This window comes from Stenotrophomonas sp. ESTM1D_MKCIP4_1 (genome assembly GCF_003086895.1).
In the GTDB taxonomy this organism is placed as follows: Bacteria; Pseudomonadota; Gammaproteobacteria; order Xanthomonadales; family Xanthomonadaceae; genus Stenotrophomonas.
The window spans coordinates 3,059,162-3,073,028 of sequence record NZ_CP026004.1 but is presented as its reverse complement, the minus strand read 5'-3'; the positions used below and the strand labels follow the sequence as shown (position 1 = coordinate 3,073,028).

At 67.6% G+C, this 13,867-nt stretch carries 13 protein-coding genes; 2 read left to right on the top strand and 11 right to left on the bottom strand.

The genetic code is table 11. The features are described 5' to 3' along the window. Positions 1 to 95 precede the first annotated feature (95 nt). On the bottom strand, positions 96 to 2,660 hold the full coding sequence (gene mprF, locus C1924_RS14070) for a bifunctional lysylphosphatidylglycerol flippase/synthetase MprF (RefSeq protein ID WP_108765860.1): 2,565 nt from the start codon (positions 2,658 to 2,660) through the stop codon (positions 96 to 98). 192 nt (positions 2,661 to 2,852) lie between these two features. Here mprF and C1924_RS14065 point away from each other — a divergent pair, with 192 nt between their 5' ends. After that, the gene (locus tag C1924_RS14065; protein ID WP_108750666.1) at positions 2,853 to 3,200 is read left to right on the top strand and encodes a RidA family protein; all 348 of its coding nucleotides are present in this window, start codon (positions 2,853 to 2,855) and stop codon (positions 3,198 to 3,200) included. Between the two features lie 53 nt (positions 3,201 to 3,253). Here the strand turns inward: C1924_RS14065 and C1924_RS14060 are convergent, their stop codons facing one another. The 9 genes from C1924_RS14060 to C1924_RS14020 all read right to left on the bottom strand — a co-directional run bounded on the left by C1924_RS14060 (position 3,254) and on the right by C1924_RS14020 (position 12,040). Beyond that, on the bottom strand, positions 3,254 to 3,622 hold the full coding sequence (locus tag C1924_RS14060) for a hypothetical protein (RefSeq protein WP_108765859.1): 369 nt from the start codon (positions 3,620 to 3,622) through the stop codon (positions 3,254 to 3,256). 519 nt (positions 3,623 to 4,141) lie between these two features. Beyond that, complete coding sequence (gene rnfB / locus C1924_RS14055; RefSeq protein WP_108765858.1) at positions 4,142 to 4,555, bottom strand: Rnf electron transport complex subunit RnfB; 414 nt, start codon at positions 4,553 to 4,555, stop codon at positions 4,142 to 4,144. A gap of 23 nt (positions 4,556 to 4,578) precedes the next feature. Then, on the bottom strand, positions 4,579 to 5,169 hold the full coding sequence (locus tag C1924_RS14050) for an HAD family hydrolase (protein WP_108765857.1): 591 nt from the start codon (positions 5,167 to 5,169) through the stop codon (positions 4,579 to 4,581). 74 nt (positions 5,170 to 5,243) lie between these two features. Continuing rightward, positions 5,244 to 7,319: a methionine--tRNA ligase gene (metG, locus tag C1924_RS14045; RefSeq protein WP_108765856.1), complete on the bottom strand. Its 2,076-nt coding sequence runs from the start codon at positions 7,317 to 7,319 to the stop codon at positions 5,244 to 5,246. A 102-nt stretch (positions 7,320 to 7,421) separates the two neighbouring features. Beyond that, on the bottom strand, positions 7,422 to 7,865 hold the full coding sequence (locus tag C1924_RS14040) for a DUF2147 domain-containing protein (protein ID WP_108765855.1): 444 nt from the start codon (positions 7,863 to 7,865) through the stop codon (positions 7,422 to 7,424). Positions 7,866 to 8,144: 279 nt separating this feature from the next. Continuing rightward, positions 8,145 to 8,552 (bottom strand): VOC family protein, encoded by a 408-nt coding sequence (locus C1924_RS14035; protein WP_108765854.1) that lies wholly within the window; start codon positions 8,550 to 8,552, stop codon positions 8,145 to 8,147. Continuing rightward, positions 8,549 to 10,468, bottom strand: coding sequence for a DUF885 family protein (locus tag C1924_RS14030; RefSeq protein ID WP_108765853.1), 1,920 nt, complete (start codon positions 10,466 to 10,468; stop codon positions 8,549 to 8,551). Before C1924_RS14030 ends, C1924_RS14035 begins: the two co-directional genes overlap by 4 nt. Positions 10,469 to 10,562: 94 nt before the next feature. After that, positions 10,563 to 11,360, bottom strand: a complete 798-nt coding sequence (locus C1924_RS14025) for a queuosine precursor transporter (RefSeq protein WP_108765852.1) — start codon at positions 11,358 to 11,360, stop codon at positions 10,563 to 10,565. Continuing rightward, positions 11,357 to 12,040 (bottom strand): DUF502 domain-containing protein, encoded by a 684-nt coding sequence (locus C1924_RS14020; RefSeq protein ID WP_108765851.1) that lies wholly within the window; start codon positions 12,038 to 12,040, stop codon positions 11,357 to 11,359. The genes C1924_RS14025 and C1924_RS14020 overlap by 4 nt, the downstream gene beginning before the upstream one ends. Before the next feature lie 76 nt (positions 12,041 to 12,116). Between C1924_RS14020 and C1924_RS14015 the strand changes: the two genes are divergently transcribed. Continuing rightward, the gene (locus tag C1924_RS14015) at positions 12,117 to 13,397 is read left to right on the top strand and encodes a hypothetical protein (protein WP_108765850.1); all 1,281 of its coding nucleotides are present in this window, start codon (positions 12,117 to 12,119) and stop codon (positions 13,395 to 13,397) included. Between the two features lies 1 nt (position 13,398). Here C1924_RS14015 and C1924_RS14010 read toward each other — a convergent pair whose 3' ends face one another. Then, entirely contained in the window at positions 13,399 to 13,860 is a 462-nt protein-coding gene (locus C1924_RS14010) for a DUF4442 domain-containing protein (protein WP_108765849.1), read from the bottom strand. Positions 13,861 to 13,867 lie beyond the last annotated feature (7 nt).

Here is a 13,867-nt window from a genome sequence, read left to right as displayed (position 1 = left end):
GTTCGCACCCACCGGGGGGGGAGGGTTCGCACCCACCGGGGGGGGAGGGTTCGCACCCACCGGGGGGGAGGGTTCGCACCCACCAAGGGGAGCGATCACCCGCGGCGCGGGTCCAGCGAGATCAGCCGCGTGGCATCCAGCAGCGCCGCCGGCAGGTGCATGCCACCCGGTGCAGCCAGATAACGCGGCCGCCACTGCGGATCGAACTTCGATTTGAAGCGGCGCAGCCCGCTGAAGCCATAGAAGCGTTCGCCATGCCGTGCCAGCAGGCCGGCCAGGCGGTTCCAACGCCCGGCCAGGCGGTGCTGGGCCAGCCCGGACAGCGGCGCCATGCCCAGCGAGAAGCGCGCATAGCCCTGCGCGCGGCCCCACAGGAACAGCTCGATGAACAGGAAATCCATCGTGCCTTTCGGCGCTTCGTTGACGTGGCGCATCAGGTCCACTGACAGCTCGGCGCCGGCCGGTGCCTGCCACAGGTTGGCGAACGCCACGATCTGCCCTTCAGCCTCCACCAGCGCCACCGGGAAGCGCGCCAGATAACCGGGATCGAAGCTGCCCAGCGAGAAGCCTTTTTCATCCCCCGCCTTGTCGTCCAGCCAGGCGTTGGAAATGGTGTGCAGGCGCGGCAGCAGATCGGGAATCTCTTCCACCGGCGCCACGCGGAACGACAGGCCGCTGCGCTTGCCGCGGTTCCAGGCCTGGCGCAGGTCTGCCCGCTCGCGTCCCTCCAGGCCGAAGTCGTGCAGCGGCACGATGGCTTCCTCGCCCAGTTTGACCAGGCCCAGGCCCAGATCCAGATACGTCTGCCAGTACGCCTCGCCCACCTGGTAGAACACCGGGCGCAGGCCGAGCCGGTCGGCTTCCTCGCGGAAGCGCCAGATCAGCGCACGGGCCACGTCGGGTGGGCCGACCGGGTCGCCCATCGCAATCAGCGAACCGCCGTAGCGCTGCATCATCACAAAGCCCTGTTGTGCTTCGTCGCGCAGCACGGCCTTGTCGGCGGTCAGCACCAGGCAGGCCTGGGTATCGGTGGCGCTGGCCAGCACCGGTGCCAGAGCCTGCAGCGTGGCATCGTCGGCGGCCGGCAGCGGCGTGCGCGTGCTGTGCAGCAGGCGCGCCAGGCCGAACATCACCAGTGCGATGGCCACCACCAGCAACGCACGCAGTGCGCGCGGTGCATTGCCCGACACCGCGAACTGCCACCACAGCTCGTTCTGGTACTCGACGTGGCTGTAGGTGAAGAACAGCAGCCAGGTGACGGCGACCAGCACCAGCCCCAGGTTGCGCAGCCAAGGCCACGACCAGGCTTCGTCCAGCAGCGCACCCTGGCGGTAGAACTCGCGGCGCGCGGCCCACAGCGCCATGGCCACCAACAGGGCGGAGACGGCAATGAGCGGTTGGCCGCCGCGCAGCCACAGCGGCAGCGGCGTGATGACGCACACCGCCATCGCCAGCATCCACGCCGCATGGCTGCGCCGGGCCAGGCCCTGGCCGATCAGCAGCAGGGCGACGCCGCCAAGGCTGCCGATCAGGTGCGAGGTTTCCAGGATGGGTAGCGATGCATTGAGCAGATGGCGGCGCGGCGTCGGCAGCGTGCCGTCGATGACCAGCGCGGCGCCGATGCTGAACGCCGCCAGCGCGATGATCTGCGGCAACCACGGCCGCAGCGCATGCCAGCCGGCGCGGGTGGCCCCGGCGCTGGCCTGCAGCGGTTGCCGCAGGGCCGGGGCGAGGGCGAGCAGGGTGGCCAGCAGCAGCGGCAGAACGTAGTAGGTGACGCGGTAGATCAACGCGGCGGCGAGCACCGCGGCCGGGGCAACCTGCGGCAGCAGCTTCAGCAGGCTCCACTCGAACACGCCCAGGCCGGCCGGCACGGTCGACACCAGGCCGGCCAGCACCGCCACCAGATACAGGCCGACGAAGCCGGGCAGGCCGGTGGGCGTGGAGTCGGGCAGCAGCACGTAGAAGGCCGCGCTGGCCAGCACCAGTTCGATGACGCTGAGCACGGTGACGCCGAGCATGGTGCGCCGGTCGGGCAGCCACAGGCCATGGCCGAAGATGCGGAACTGGCGCCCGTTGCGGCCTACCAGCAGCACGGTGGCGGCATAGGCCAGCAGGGCGAGGATGCCGACCACGCGCACCGCCGCCGGGTCGAGCGGCAGCGCCAGTGCGGCGGCGGCCGGTTCCATGCACAGGGCCACGCCGATCAGCAGCCAGGCACCGAACACGAAGCCCAGCGTGCTCATCAGCACCACCTGGCCGATCTGCGCCAGATCCAGGCCGGCACTGCGGTAGCCCCGCAGGCGCACCGCGCCACCGGTCAGTGCGGCGAAGCCGACCGTCTGGCCCAGCGTGTGGGCGAGGAACGCGGTGATGCCCACGCGCGCCGGATGCACGCGGATGCCGCTGCGGCGCAGGCCGATGGCATCGAAGCCGATCAGGCAGGCGTAGCTGGCCAGGCCCAGCAGCACGGTCAGCGCGATCTGTGCCGCGGTGAGCTGGCGGAAGGCTTCGCGGATGGCGCGGTAGCCGTGCTCATCGAATTCATTGGCCAGCCCGTGCAGGGCCAGGGCCAGGATCAGCAACGGGATGACGATGGTCAGGACCCGCTTCCATGCCGGGGTATGGGAAGCGGTGGCGGGGTCGTGGGCTGGGGTCATCGGCGCAAGGGTGCGGCAGCAGGGGCGAGGGTGGCGTCAACGTGAACGTGGCGCATCGTGCGCCTGTCGCTGGCGTTTGACCAGCACCGGCAGTGTGCGGCGATTGGCGGCAACGAGCGGCCGCACCATGTACACACTTCGGGGCCCCGGTGGGTGAGAATGCAGGACTGTCCACCTGCAGGAGCCACGCCCATGATGGAGCGTTACGACGTCGGACCGCGCATGTCCGAGATGACCGTGCACAACAAGGTTGCCTATCTGTCCGGCCAGATTCCGGAAGACACCAGCCAGGACATCACCGGGCAGACCCGGCAGGTGCTGGCCGAGATCGACAAGCTGCTGGCGCTGGTGGCCAGCGACCGCCAGCACGTGCTGCGTGCGGAAGTGTTCCTGGCCGACATTGCCGATTTCGACGGCATGAACAAGGCCTGGGATGAGTGGGTGGTCGAGGGTGCAACCCCGGCGCGTGCGACGTTCGAGGCGAAGCTGGCGCACGCGGAGTGGAAGGTCGAGATCGTGATCACGGCGGCCGTGCCGTAATCAGAACGGGGTCGGAGCCATTTCCTGCGGAAAAGGATCTGACCCCCACGCCGTTACTGCGGGCTGATCTGCATGCCCGCATACGCACACAGGCCGATGCAGGCCAGCATCAGGCCTTCCATCACCCGGTCGCCGACATATTCCTCGGCGTCGCCGTTCTGCCGCGTGCGTTCGGCCGCGAGCATGATTTCCTGTACCACGCGCAGGCCGGCCAGGGCGCAGTCGGCATCGGCCATGGCGAAGCGCCGGCCGGGCGGCGGTGCGCCGTCGGGCCACGGCAGGCCGTCGGCGGCGGCACCGGCACCGATTTGGCGCAACAGGGCGATCAAGCGGTTGGGGTCGCGGGCGATGTCGTCTGCCGCATCGTCATTTTCTGCGCCGGCCGTTCTGGCGAAGGGGCGGCGGATGTCCGAACGTTTCATGACAGTGCTCCATTCAATGGAATCGGTAGCCGCCACGGAAAGGTGGCGGGCGGAACGTGGCTCGAAAACCGGGACGCAAACCGAAACCGGTGGACCCGAAGGCCCCCACGCTCCGCCCGCCATGGTTGGCAGACGGAATACCAGCCGGCGCCACGAAACATGACGCCGGCTGGTACGTGCAACAACGGTTTGCGTCGCGGGTTTTCGACACCCGGCTACCTTCTTCCGGTGGCACGACATCTGTAGCCCCGATGCTGCGCACTACCAATGAGGTTTGTTGTATTTCGACCCTGTGCAGGCCAATTTCAGAATTGTTGCATGCTGCCCAGCCCGCCCTGCGCGTGCTGGCGCAGGGCCCGTCAACACGCGGGCGATGTGCGACAGGTGTCGTGTTTGGCAGCGTGGGTGATGGCGCCGAATGGGTCGATTGCGACTTGGTTTTGGCCGAGTGTCCGGCCGAGGGTCAGAGCCCTTTCCTGCGGAAAGGGATCTGACCCCAACACGTCCGCTCTGACCCCGTTAGCGCGGTGCCAGGTCGATGCAGTCCACCGGGCACGGCGGGATGCACAGCTCGCAGCCGGTGCAGAGGTCGGCAATGACCGTGTGCATGTACTTGGCGCCGCCGACGATGGCGTCCACCGGGCAGGCCTGGATGCACTTGGTGCAGCCGATGCAGTCCGCTTCCACGATCACCGCCACCTGCGGCGCTTTGTGCTGGCCGCGCGTGCGGTCGAACGGAAGGGCGGGCACGCCGAGGACCTGGGCCAGTGCGCGTGCACCGGCATCGCCGCCGGGTGGGCAGCGGTCCACGCCGGCTTCGCCACGTGCCATCGCCTGCGCATACGGGCGGCAGCCGTCATAGCCGCATTGCCCGCATTGGGTCTGCGGCAGCAAGCGGTCCAGGCGTTCGGTCAGGGGTGGAATCAGGCTCATGCGTGGCGAAGGCTGCGCGTTGGTTACTTCAGGGGTTTGCCGCGGTACCAGCGCTCGTGGGCGAGGGCCAGCATCGGGCGGTCTTCGTAGCTGTCGCCGTAGGCGTGGATGCGCAGGTAACGCGACAGGTCGAACTGGCGACGGATGTGCTCGACCTTGCGCGGACCACAGTCGCCGCCCGCGTAGCGCCCGGTGAGGCGGCCATCCTGGCTTTCCAGCCGGTTGCAGATCAACTGCAGCCCCAGCTGTTCGCACCAGGGCCGCAGGTACAGATCCAGCGAACCGGACACGATCACCACGGTGTGCTGTTGTTCCTTGTGCCAGCGGATCTGTTCCAGCATTTCCGGGCGCACCACCTCGGGCAGGACCTCACGCGCGAAACCGGCCGCCAGCGTGGCGATGTCATCGCTGTGGCGTTCGCTGAAGGTGAGGCGGGTGACGCGCGCACGGATGCGCGCGGCCGAAATGATGCGCAGGCGGTAGGCCAGCAGCCAGGGGCCCACTTTCCACCACGCACGCGCCAGTTGCTCGGGCGTGGCGACGCGGCGCAGGAAGCGCCCGTAGGTGTCACAGGTGGTAACGGTGTGGTCGAAATCGAACAGCGCCAATTCCATCCTGCTCTCTCCCATGGCGGTGCCTTCCGTGGCGTTGCGTGGAGGGGCGCGCTGCAGAGCGCGCCCGCACGGCATCAGCGGACCGGCATGCCCGGCTGCGCGCCGCTGTCTGCATCCAGCAGGGCCAGCGCGCCACCGTCGAAACCGGCCGACAGGATCATGCCTTCGCTCAGGCCGAAGCGCATCTTGCGCGGGGCCAGGTTGGCGATGAACACCACGCTGCGGCCGACCAGCGTTTCCGGCTCGCCGTAGCTGCCGCGGATGCCGGAGAAGATCTGGCGCTTGCCCAGATCACCGGCATCCAGTTCAAAGCGCAGCAGCTTGTCCGAGCCTTCCACGAATTCGCAAACCAGCACCTTGCCGATGCGCAGGTCGAGCTTGGCGAAATCATCGATGCCGATGTAGGCCGGTGCGTCGGCGCTCTTCGCCTCGTCCTTGGCCGGGGCTGCCGGCTTCACGGCGTCGGTCTTGGCGGCGGGTGCGGCAGCGGCGGCCGGCTGCAGGGTGTCCTTGGAGGCGTCGATCATGGCGTCAATCTTCTTCGGGTCGATACGGGTGAACAGCGGGGTGTACTCGGCGATGCGGTGGGCCAGCAGCGGCTGTGCCAGTGCGGTCCAGTCGGTTACCGGCGCGGCCAGGAAGGCTTCGGCCTGGGCGGCGGTGGCCGGCAGCACCGGCTTCAGTGCGGTGACCAGCACGCGGAACAGGTTCAGACCCTGGCTGCACACCGCCTGCAGCTGCGCATCGGCGCCTTCCTGCTTGGCGATGACCCACGGCTTGACCTCGTCAATGTAGCGGTTGGCTTCGTCGGCCAGGGTCATGGTCAGGCGGATGGCGGCGGCCGGGTCGTTGCGCTCGTAGGCTTCACGGATCGGCGCCAGGCCATCGACGAAACGCTGGTACTGCGCTGCGTCGGGCAGCTGCGCGGCCAGCAGGCCGTCGAAGCGCTTGCTGATGAAGCCGGCGCAGCGGCTGGCCAGGTTGACGAACTTGCCGACCAGATCGGCATTCACGCGTGCCACGAAGTCGCCCAGGTTCAGGTCGAGATCGTCCACGCCGCCGCTGGTCTTGGCCGCGTAGTAGTAACGCAGGGCTTCCGGTTCCAGGCCGGCGTCGAGGAAGGTGCGCGCCATTACGAAGGTGCCGCGCGACTTGCTCATCTTCGCGCCGTCGACCATCAGGTAGCCGTTGACGTGCAGGCGGGTGGGCGCGCGGTGGCCGGTACCGTGCAGCACCGCCGGCCAGAACAGGCCGTGGAAGTTGACGATGTCCTTGCCGATGAAGTGGTGCAGTTCGGTGCTGGTGCCTTCGCGCAGGTGCGATTCAAAGTCTTCGCCCAGCTTGCCGCACAGGGTCTGGAAGCTGGACAGGTAGCCGATGGGCGCATCCAGCCAGACGTAGAAGTACTTGCCCGGCTGGCCGGGAATCTCGAAACCAAAATACGGTGCATCGCGCGAGATGTCCCAGGCGCGCAGGCCGCCTTCGGCGTCCAGCCACTCCATCAGCTTGGCCTTCACGCCGGGCAGGGCGACATCGCCGGCCAGCCAGGTGCGCAGGAAGCCTTCAAAACGGCCGACCTCGAAGAAGAAGTGTTCCGAATCGCGGATTTCCGGCGTGGCACCGGAAATCACCGACTTCGGATCCTTCAGGTCGGTCGGGTTGTAGGTGGCGCCGCAGACTTCGCAGTTGTCGCCGTACTGGTCGGCGCTGCCACAGTTGGGGCAGATGCCCTTGATGTAGCGGTCGGGCAGGAACATGCCCTTGGCCGGGTCGTAGAACTGCGCCACCGAGCGACGGCTGATGTGGCCGGCCGCTTCCAGCTTCAGGTAGAACTGCTCGGTCAGTGCCTTGTTGGCCGCCGAATTGGTCGAGTCGTAGTGGTCGAAGGCCACGCCGAAGGCAGCGAAATCGCGCTCATGGCCGGCCTGGATGTTGGCGATGAAGGTTTCCGGGGTGACCCCGGCCTTTTCCGCGGCCAGCATGATGGGCGTGCCGTGGGTGTCGTCGGCGCAGACGAACCAGGCCTTGCCGCCGCTCATTCGCCGCGCGCGCACCCAGATGTCAGCCTGGATGTAGCCGACCAGATGGCCCAGGTGCAGGGGGCCGTTGGCATAGGGCAGGGCGGTGGTGACGAGCGCGGTACGGGTCATGGTCGCGGGGTGCAGCCGAGGGGAACCGCAGATTATCGCATGCCTGCAACGAGGTGACCCGGCCGGGGCCGGGTCACGGGGATACGGCGCGGGCCGGGGCGGTTACTCGCGCACCCAGGTCTGGGTACGGCAGATGAAGGCGATGCAGCCGGCCACGTCCAGCTTGGTGCCGCCGGTCTGCAGTTCCATCTTCGATTTGTAGGTCTTGCCGTTGGCCGGGTCGAGGATGGTGCCGCCGGACCACTTGTTGCCGCCGTCGGACTTCAGGTTCCAGAGGATGGTCATGCCCTTGACCGGCTTGTTCTTGTTGGCGCCTTCGCAGCCATCGCAGACCGGGTTCGGGCCCTTGTCCGAGTGCAGGATCTCGACCACTTTGCCGGTCAGCGTGCCGTTGGCGGCCTGGCTGATTTCCACGATCGACTTCACCTTGCCGGTCTTGTCGTCGATGGTCTTCCAGCGGCCGGCAGCGCTGTCGGCGGCCTGGGCCGACAGGGCGGCCAGGCACAGCGGCAGTGCCAGCAACAGGGTCTTTAAGGTCTTGCGCATGGTCCCCTCCCAGGGTTCATTCCGGCACGGTGCCGGTACAGGGCGACTGTATACCCATTCGGCGGGGTATGGGGAAGGGGGGCGTGCACCTGCGGTAGTGCCGGCCGCTGGCCGGCAACCTCCAGATCAAGAGCGGCATTCCGTGGCCTCTGACAGGTTCACGCGGCTGTTGGTCGGCACGGGGTCGGAGCCCGTTGCTGCGCAACGGGCTCTGACCCCATTGGGGATTGCGTGCACGGGGTCGGAGCCCTTTCCCGTGGAAAGGGATCCGACCCCGGGTCAGACGAATTCGTACAGCTCCAGCGGCAGGCCGTCGGGGTCGGCGAAGAAGGTGAAGCGGGCGCCGGTGTACTCGTCCACACGGATCGGTTCGCAGGCGACGCCGTCGTCGGCCAGGCGCTGGATGAACGGTTCCAGCGCGGCGACCCGGAAGGCCAGATGGCGCAGGCCCTGGGCCTCCGGGCGGCTGGGCCGCGGCGGCGGCGCGGGGAACGAGAACAGTTCCAGCTGGCCACCGTCGGGCAGTGCCAGATCGAGCTTCCAGGAGTCACGCGCGGCACGGTGGTTCTCGGCCAGCACGCGCAGGCCGAGGATGCGTACGTAGAAATCCCTGGAACGTGCGTAATCGCTGCAGATCACGGCGGCATGGTGGATGCCCAGCAGGCCGCCGGTGGCTACGCCGTTCATGGCGTTGCCGCTGCCGGCGTCGCTGCGGCGGGTTGTTCGAGCCAACGGTCCACCTTGCGTTCGAGCACATCCAGCGGCATCGAGCCGTCCTTCAGCACTTCGGCGTGGAAGCGGCGCAGGTCGAATGCCGCGCCCTGGCGGGCCTTGGCCTTGTCGCGCAGGGCCAGGATGCGGTTCAGGCCCGCCACGTTGGAGAGCGCCTGGCCCGGCTGGGCCATGATCCGTTCCACTTCCGCGCTGGCGTCGTCCTCGCTCATGTCTGCGGTCTTCTGCAGGTAGCTCACCGCCTGCTGCTTGCTCCAGCCCTGCGCATGCACGCCGGTATCGGCAACCACGCGCGCCGCGCGCAGCAGCCGAGAGTACAGGTAGCCGATGCGGTCGTAGGGGTCGCTGTAGACGCCCAGGTCGTCGCCCAGGGTTTCGGCATACAGGCCCCAGCCTTCGACGAAGGCCAGGTCGCCGCCGAGGCGGCGGAAGCGCGGCAGCTTTGCCAGTTCCTGCTGCAGGCCCAGCTGCACATGGTGGCCCGGGATGCCTTCGTGCAGATACTGCACGGGGACGTTCCAGCGCTTGCGGCTGGGCAGGTCGCGGGTGTTGATGTAGAGCACGCCCGCTTGCCCCGGCTGGCCGGGCTGGTAGGCGGCCGCGGCGGCGGTCAGTGCACGGTCCGGTTCGACCGCGTGCACTTCCAGGTGATCCTTGGGCAGGGTATCGAGCACCTGCGGCAGGCGTGCATCCACCTGCTGCTGCACCTGGCGGTAGCGGTTGATCAGTGCGTTGGGGTCGCTGTACTGGAACTGACGGTCCGTGCGCATGTTCTTCAGGACCTTGGACTGCGAACCGCGCAGTTTGTTGTCCTTCATGACCGTGGCGATCTGCGCGCTCAGCTCCTGCACGCGCTGTTCGCCCAGCGCATGCAGCTGGGCGGCCGTCTGGTCGCTGGCGGTGGTCTGTACGATCAGGTTGGCGTACCAGCCCTGTCCGTCGGGCAGCGCGCCCAGGCCGCTGCTGCTGCGGGTGGCCGGCAGGTACTCGGTGGCGATGAAGCCGCGCAGGGCACGGTAGGACGGCATGATGCGCAGTTCGATCATGCGCTTGTACTCGGCGCTGATGCGCGCCTTTTCTTCCGCCGGGATATCGCTCGGCATGGTCCTGATGGGGGACCAGAAGATGCTCTCTTCGGCGGTGGCGGTGATCACCGCATCCAGCTGCGGCAGCACCTTTTCCATCAGGTCGCGCGGTTGCACCACGCCGGCCTTCATGCCCTGGCGCATGTTGTCGATGGCCTGGTTGAACAGATCGGGGATGCCCAGCGAGCGGCGCGACCAGGTGTCGTAATCCTTGACCGTGTTGAACGGCTGGGCGCCGGCGCCGGCGCCGAGGATCGCCATGATGCTGCCGATGTTGTAGTACTGGCTGATGGGCATCATCCAGCTCGGGTAGCGCTCGGCGGCCAGCGAGGCGCGCGCATCGCGCACGAAGATCTCGTAGCTGAGCAGATCCTGGCCCTGCAGGCCCTCACTGCCGACCTTTTCGACCTTGCCGAGCCATTGCGTGGTGAAATCGTGCGACTGCTGGCGCCATGCGGCCGACAGGATGTTGGGCAGCTGGTCGTTGTAGCGGGCGTCGCCCTGGAACGTGGCCTGCAGCGGGTTCAACCGCATGGAGGCTTCCCAGTATTCGTCGTACAGGCGCTCAAGCTGTACCTGCTTGGGCACGGCGCGGGCCGGGGCGATGGGCCGCGGGGCGGCGCGACGCGGGGCCGCACGCGGTTTGGCCTTGGGTTTGGCGGCCTGGCGGCTCTGCGCGGCGGCGGGGCGGCTGGCCTTCTTCTTCGCTGCTTCGGCCGACGGTACGGCACTGAACAGGAACAACGCAGCGATGGCGGCGGCCAGGACGCGGGGGGAATACGGCATCAGGAGCTTCCGTGGAACACAGACCGTGGAGCTTGCACGATCCGCGCGCGTACGGCCAGCGTGAAGGCGCAGTCAGCTTGCTGTCGCTGGGGCTTCAGTCAGCCGCCGCTGCAGCACGCAGTTGTGCGGCGCGCGCTTCGCCCAGATAGCGGGTGATGGCGCGTCGCATCAGGTACAGCAGGGGGATCAGTGCGATGGCAAAGCCCATCTTGTAGACATAGTTGACGCTGCTGACGGCCAGGAACAACGAGGTGGGCCACTTCTGCGGGCCCAGCACGAAGGCGATCCAGATGACCACGAAGCTGTCCACCAGCTGCGATACGGCGGTCGAACCGGTGGCACGCAGCCACACGTGGCGCTCGCCGGTGGCCTGGCGGATACGGTGGAACACCGCGACGTCGATCAGCTGACCCACCAGAAACGCGACCAGCGAGCCGGCGATGGTCCACATGCCCTGGCCGAACACCGCCGCAAATGCGGCCTGGTAATCCGGCACGCCGTGCGCATCCATCGAGGTGACCCACCAGCTGGCCGGGGCCAGCGAGATGGCCGCGAAGGCAAACAGGAACCCATAGGCGATGAGCACCACGGCCAGCCACGAGATGAAGCGCACCCCGCGCTTGCCGAAGAACTCATTGATGGTGTCGGTCATGATGAACACCACCGGCCACAGCAGCGTGCCGGCGGTGAAGCTCAACGAACCGGTCTGGCCGAACAGGTTCCAGTTCAGGGCATCGATGCCCAGCGTGTCTTCCAGCGCGAAGATCTTCACCCCGATCAGTTCGGCCAGCACCGCGTTGCCGCAGAAGAACGTGGCCAGGATGATGAACAGCAGGACCGCACGATCCTGCAGCGGCCGCGCGTACGGCGCGTCGTGCGGCGCGGCGTTCACTCCGGGCGTTCGCCGGCGCGGGTGAAGGGGACGCTGGCCGGGGCCACCGCGCCGCCGGAAATGATGAAGCTCATCGCCTGGTCCACCGTCCAGTCGGTCGGGGTGAGTAGTTCGACCGGCACGATTTCCAGATAACCCGAGGTCGGGTTGGGCGTGGTCGGCACATACACCGCCGCCAGTTCGCGGTCGGTGCCCTGTTCCTTGATGACCCGGGTGACCAGGCCGACCGACTTCATGTCACGGTGCGGGAAGTCGATGAGGACCACGCGCTGGGTGCTGCCCGGCTCGGTCTGCAGCATGTCCAGCAGCTTCTTTGCGCTGTCGTAGATGATGCTGGCCAGCGGAATGCGCTTGATGATGGCACCGACCCAGCGCAGCAGGCGCTGCCCGACCACGCGGCGGCTGGCCATCCCCACCGCCAGAATGACCAGCAGGGTGGCCAGCAGGGCGATGGTGTCCTGGATCCATTCGGCACGGACCCAGCCAAGGTAATGGGGGAAGTTGGTGGCGATTTCTTCGGACAACGGCACGACCAGCGGGCTGGAAATGCCCGACAGCAGCACGAAGACGAACTTCACCACGACCCAGGTCAACCAGATCGGCAACAGCGTGAGCAGGCCGGTGAGGAACAGGCGCTGCAGGGAAGGGCGGGGGACCAGGGCGGGGGCTTCGAGCGACATGTGCGCATTGTAGCGGCCGACGGCGCTGGATTACGCTGGGCGATGGCGCCGGAGTGGCCGACAGGGAAGGGATGCTGTGTTGAGGATTCTGCGTGGTCTGGGGCGGGCCCTGCTGGGGCTGGTGGTACTGCTGGTGCTGCTGTGGACGCTGTCGCGGTTCTGGCCGCTGCCGGCCGCGCAGCGGGAACAGGTGCGCTGGCTGGAGGACGTAAGGCCGCTGCCGGGGAAAAATGGTTTCGCGCTGCTGTGGACGCTGCCTTACGACGGCCTGGACCCTGCCCAGCGCGAGGCTGCGCTGGCCGCGGATGCGCAGCACTGGCAGGCCGGTGCCGCGCCGACCATGGCCGATTCGGCGCTGGCGGCCACGCACGTGGCGCTGAAGGTCGATAGTCACGGCTATTGCCGGTCCACGGGCGAAAGCTGCCTGGCCAAGGCCCGTGCGGATATCCCGCAGTTCCGCGCCGCCCATGCGGGACATGCGGGGCTGCATGAGCGCCTGGACCGCTTGGCCGATGCCGAGCGATTCGACAGCCCGTTCCAGCCCGACGGTGCCACGGGGTTCTTCCCGATGCCTCGCTACCAGGCCCTGCTGGATGGCAGCGGCGAGCATGCGCTGGCCTTCGTGGAAGGGAATGTTCCGGCGGCGCTGGCAGGCAGCTGCCGTTCGGTGCAGTTGGGCCGGCGGTTGATGCGCAATGGCAATACGTTGATCGACAGCATGATCGGCGCCGCGATGGTGCGCACAAATGTGCAGTTGTTGGCGGAGATGCTGGCTGAGCTTCCACCGGACCAGGCGCTGCCAAGCGCCTGCGGAAGTGCATTGCAGCCGATGCAGGCCGACGACCAGCGCCTGTGCAGGGCCATGCAGGGCGAGTTCGCGATGAGCAGGGGTGCCATCGAGACCTCGCTGCAGCAGACCGGCACCGTGCTGATGCTGGACCGGCAGCACACCCTGGGGCGCATGGCACTGAACATGGGCTGGGCCTGCGACCCGGCCAATGACCGCCGGCTGGCCGCTGACACGCCACTGGTAGCCAGTCGCGTCGGCGGTTGGGACATGGGCTGCCTGTCCAACATGATCGGATGCACGCTGAGCGACATCGCGGCGCCGGCCTACCAGGACTACGCCGCACGCAGCCAGGATGTGGCCGCGCTGCTGCGGCTGCTGGGGGCGCAGCGCTGGCTGCGGCAGCAGGCGGATGCACCGGAGCAGGCTTTGCAACGGTTGCCCGCACAGTGGCGATCCTCCACCCGCACCCCGGTGCTGTCGGCTGATCGCAGGCACCTGCAGGTGCCGCGGCGCGCGCGCGATGCGTACGCCAAGGGCGATGATTCGATGCTGTCGGTGCCGCTGTAGGTCAGGCGGTGCCGCGCGCCTGTGGCTTCAAGCGGACATAGACCTGTTTGCGCACGCGGGCAACGACCTCGCCGGAGGCATCGACCACATCGTTGCTGAACCAGCGCAGCACTTTCTCGCCGTTGGCTGCCGCCGCGCGCAGCTCATCCAGCACGACCTCATCGATATGGAAGGCGGTGCGGACTGTGCCGCGCCCGGGCTTGAGGAATTCAATGGCGCCGGCGCGGTCCCACACGTAGTAATCGCGGCCGAGGGTATGCAGCAGGCCGAGCATCCAGAACGGATCGGTCATCGCAAACAGGCTGCCGCCGAAATGGGTGCCGACGTAATTGCGGTTCCAGGGGCGCATGCGCAGTTCCACGTCGATCTGCCGGTAGTCCGGCGTGATGCGGGTGACGTGGATGCCGGTAAACAGGAACGGCGGCCACAGGTTGATGCCAAGGCGGAAGGTGCTGGCTTTCATGCGGAAA

Bases quoted from the DNA above. Each gene is read 5' to 3' on its own strand.
- rnfB (WP_108765858.1), bottom strand. From the start codon at position 4,555: ATGAGCCTGATTCCACCCCTGACCGAACGCCTGGACCGCTTGCTGCCG.
- C1924_RS14040 (WP_108765855.1), bottom strand. From the start codon at position 7,865: ATGCGCAAGACCTTAAAGACCCTGTTGCTGGCACTGCCGCTGTGCCTG.
- C1924_RS14060 (WP_108765859.1), bottom strand. From the start codon at position 3,622: ATGAAACGTTCGGACATCCGCCGCCCCTTCGCCAGAACGGCCGGCGCA.
- C1924_RS14035 (WP_108765854.1), bottom strand. From the start codon at position 8,552: ATGAACGGCGTAGCCACCGGCGGCCTGCTGGGCATCCACCATGCCGCC.
- C1924_RS14020 (WP_108765851.1), bottom strand. From the start codon at position 12,040: ATGTCGCTCGAAGCCCCCGCCCTGGTCCCCCGCCCTTCCCTGCAGCGC.
- C1924_RS14010 (WP_108765849.1), bottom strand. From the start codon at position 13,860: ATGAAAGCCAGCACCTTCCGCCTTGGCATCAACCTGTGGCCGCCGTTC.
- C1924_RS14030 (WP_108765853.1), bottom strand. From the start codon at position 10,468: ATGCCGTATTCCCCCCGCGTCCTGGCCGCCGCCATCGCTGCGTTGTTC.
- metG (WP_108765856.1), bottom strand. From the start codon at position 7,319: ATGACCCGTACCGCGCTCGTCACCACCGCCCTGCCCTATGCCAACGGC.
- C1924_RS14050 (WP_108765857.1), bottom strand. From the start codon at position 5,169: ATGGAATTGGCGCTGTTCGATTTCGACCACACCGTTACCACCTGTGAC.
- C1924_RS14065 (WP_108750666.1), top strand. From the start codon at position 2,853: ATGATGGAGCGTTACGACGTCGGACCGCGCATGTCCGAGATGACCGTG.
- mprF (WP_108765860.1), bottom strand. From the start codon at position 2,660: ATGACCCCAGCCCACGACCCCGCCACCGCTTCCCATACCCCGGCATGG.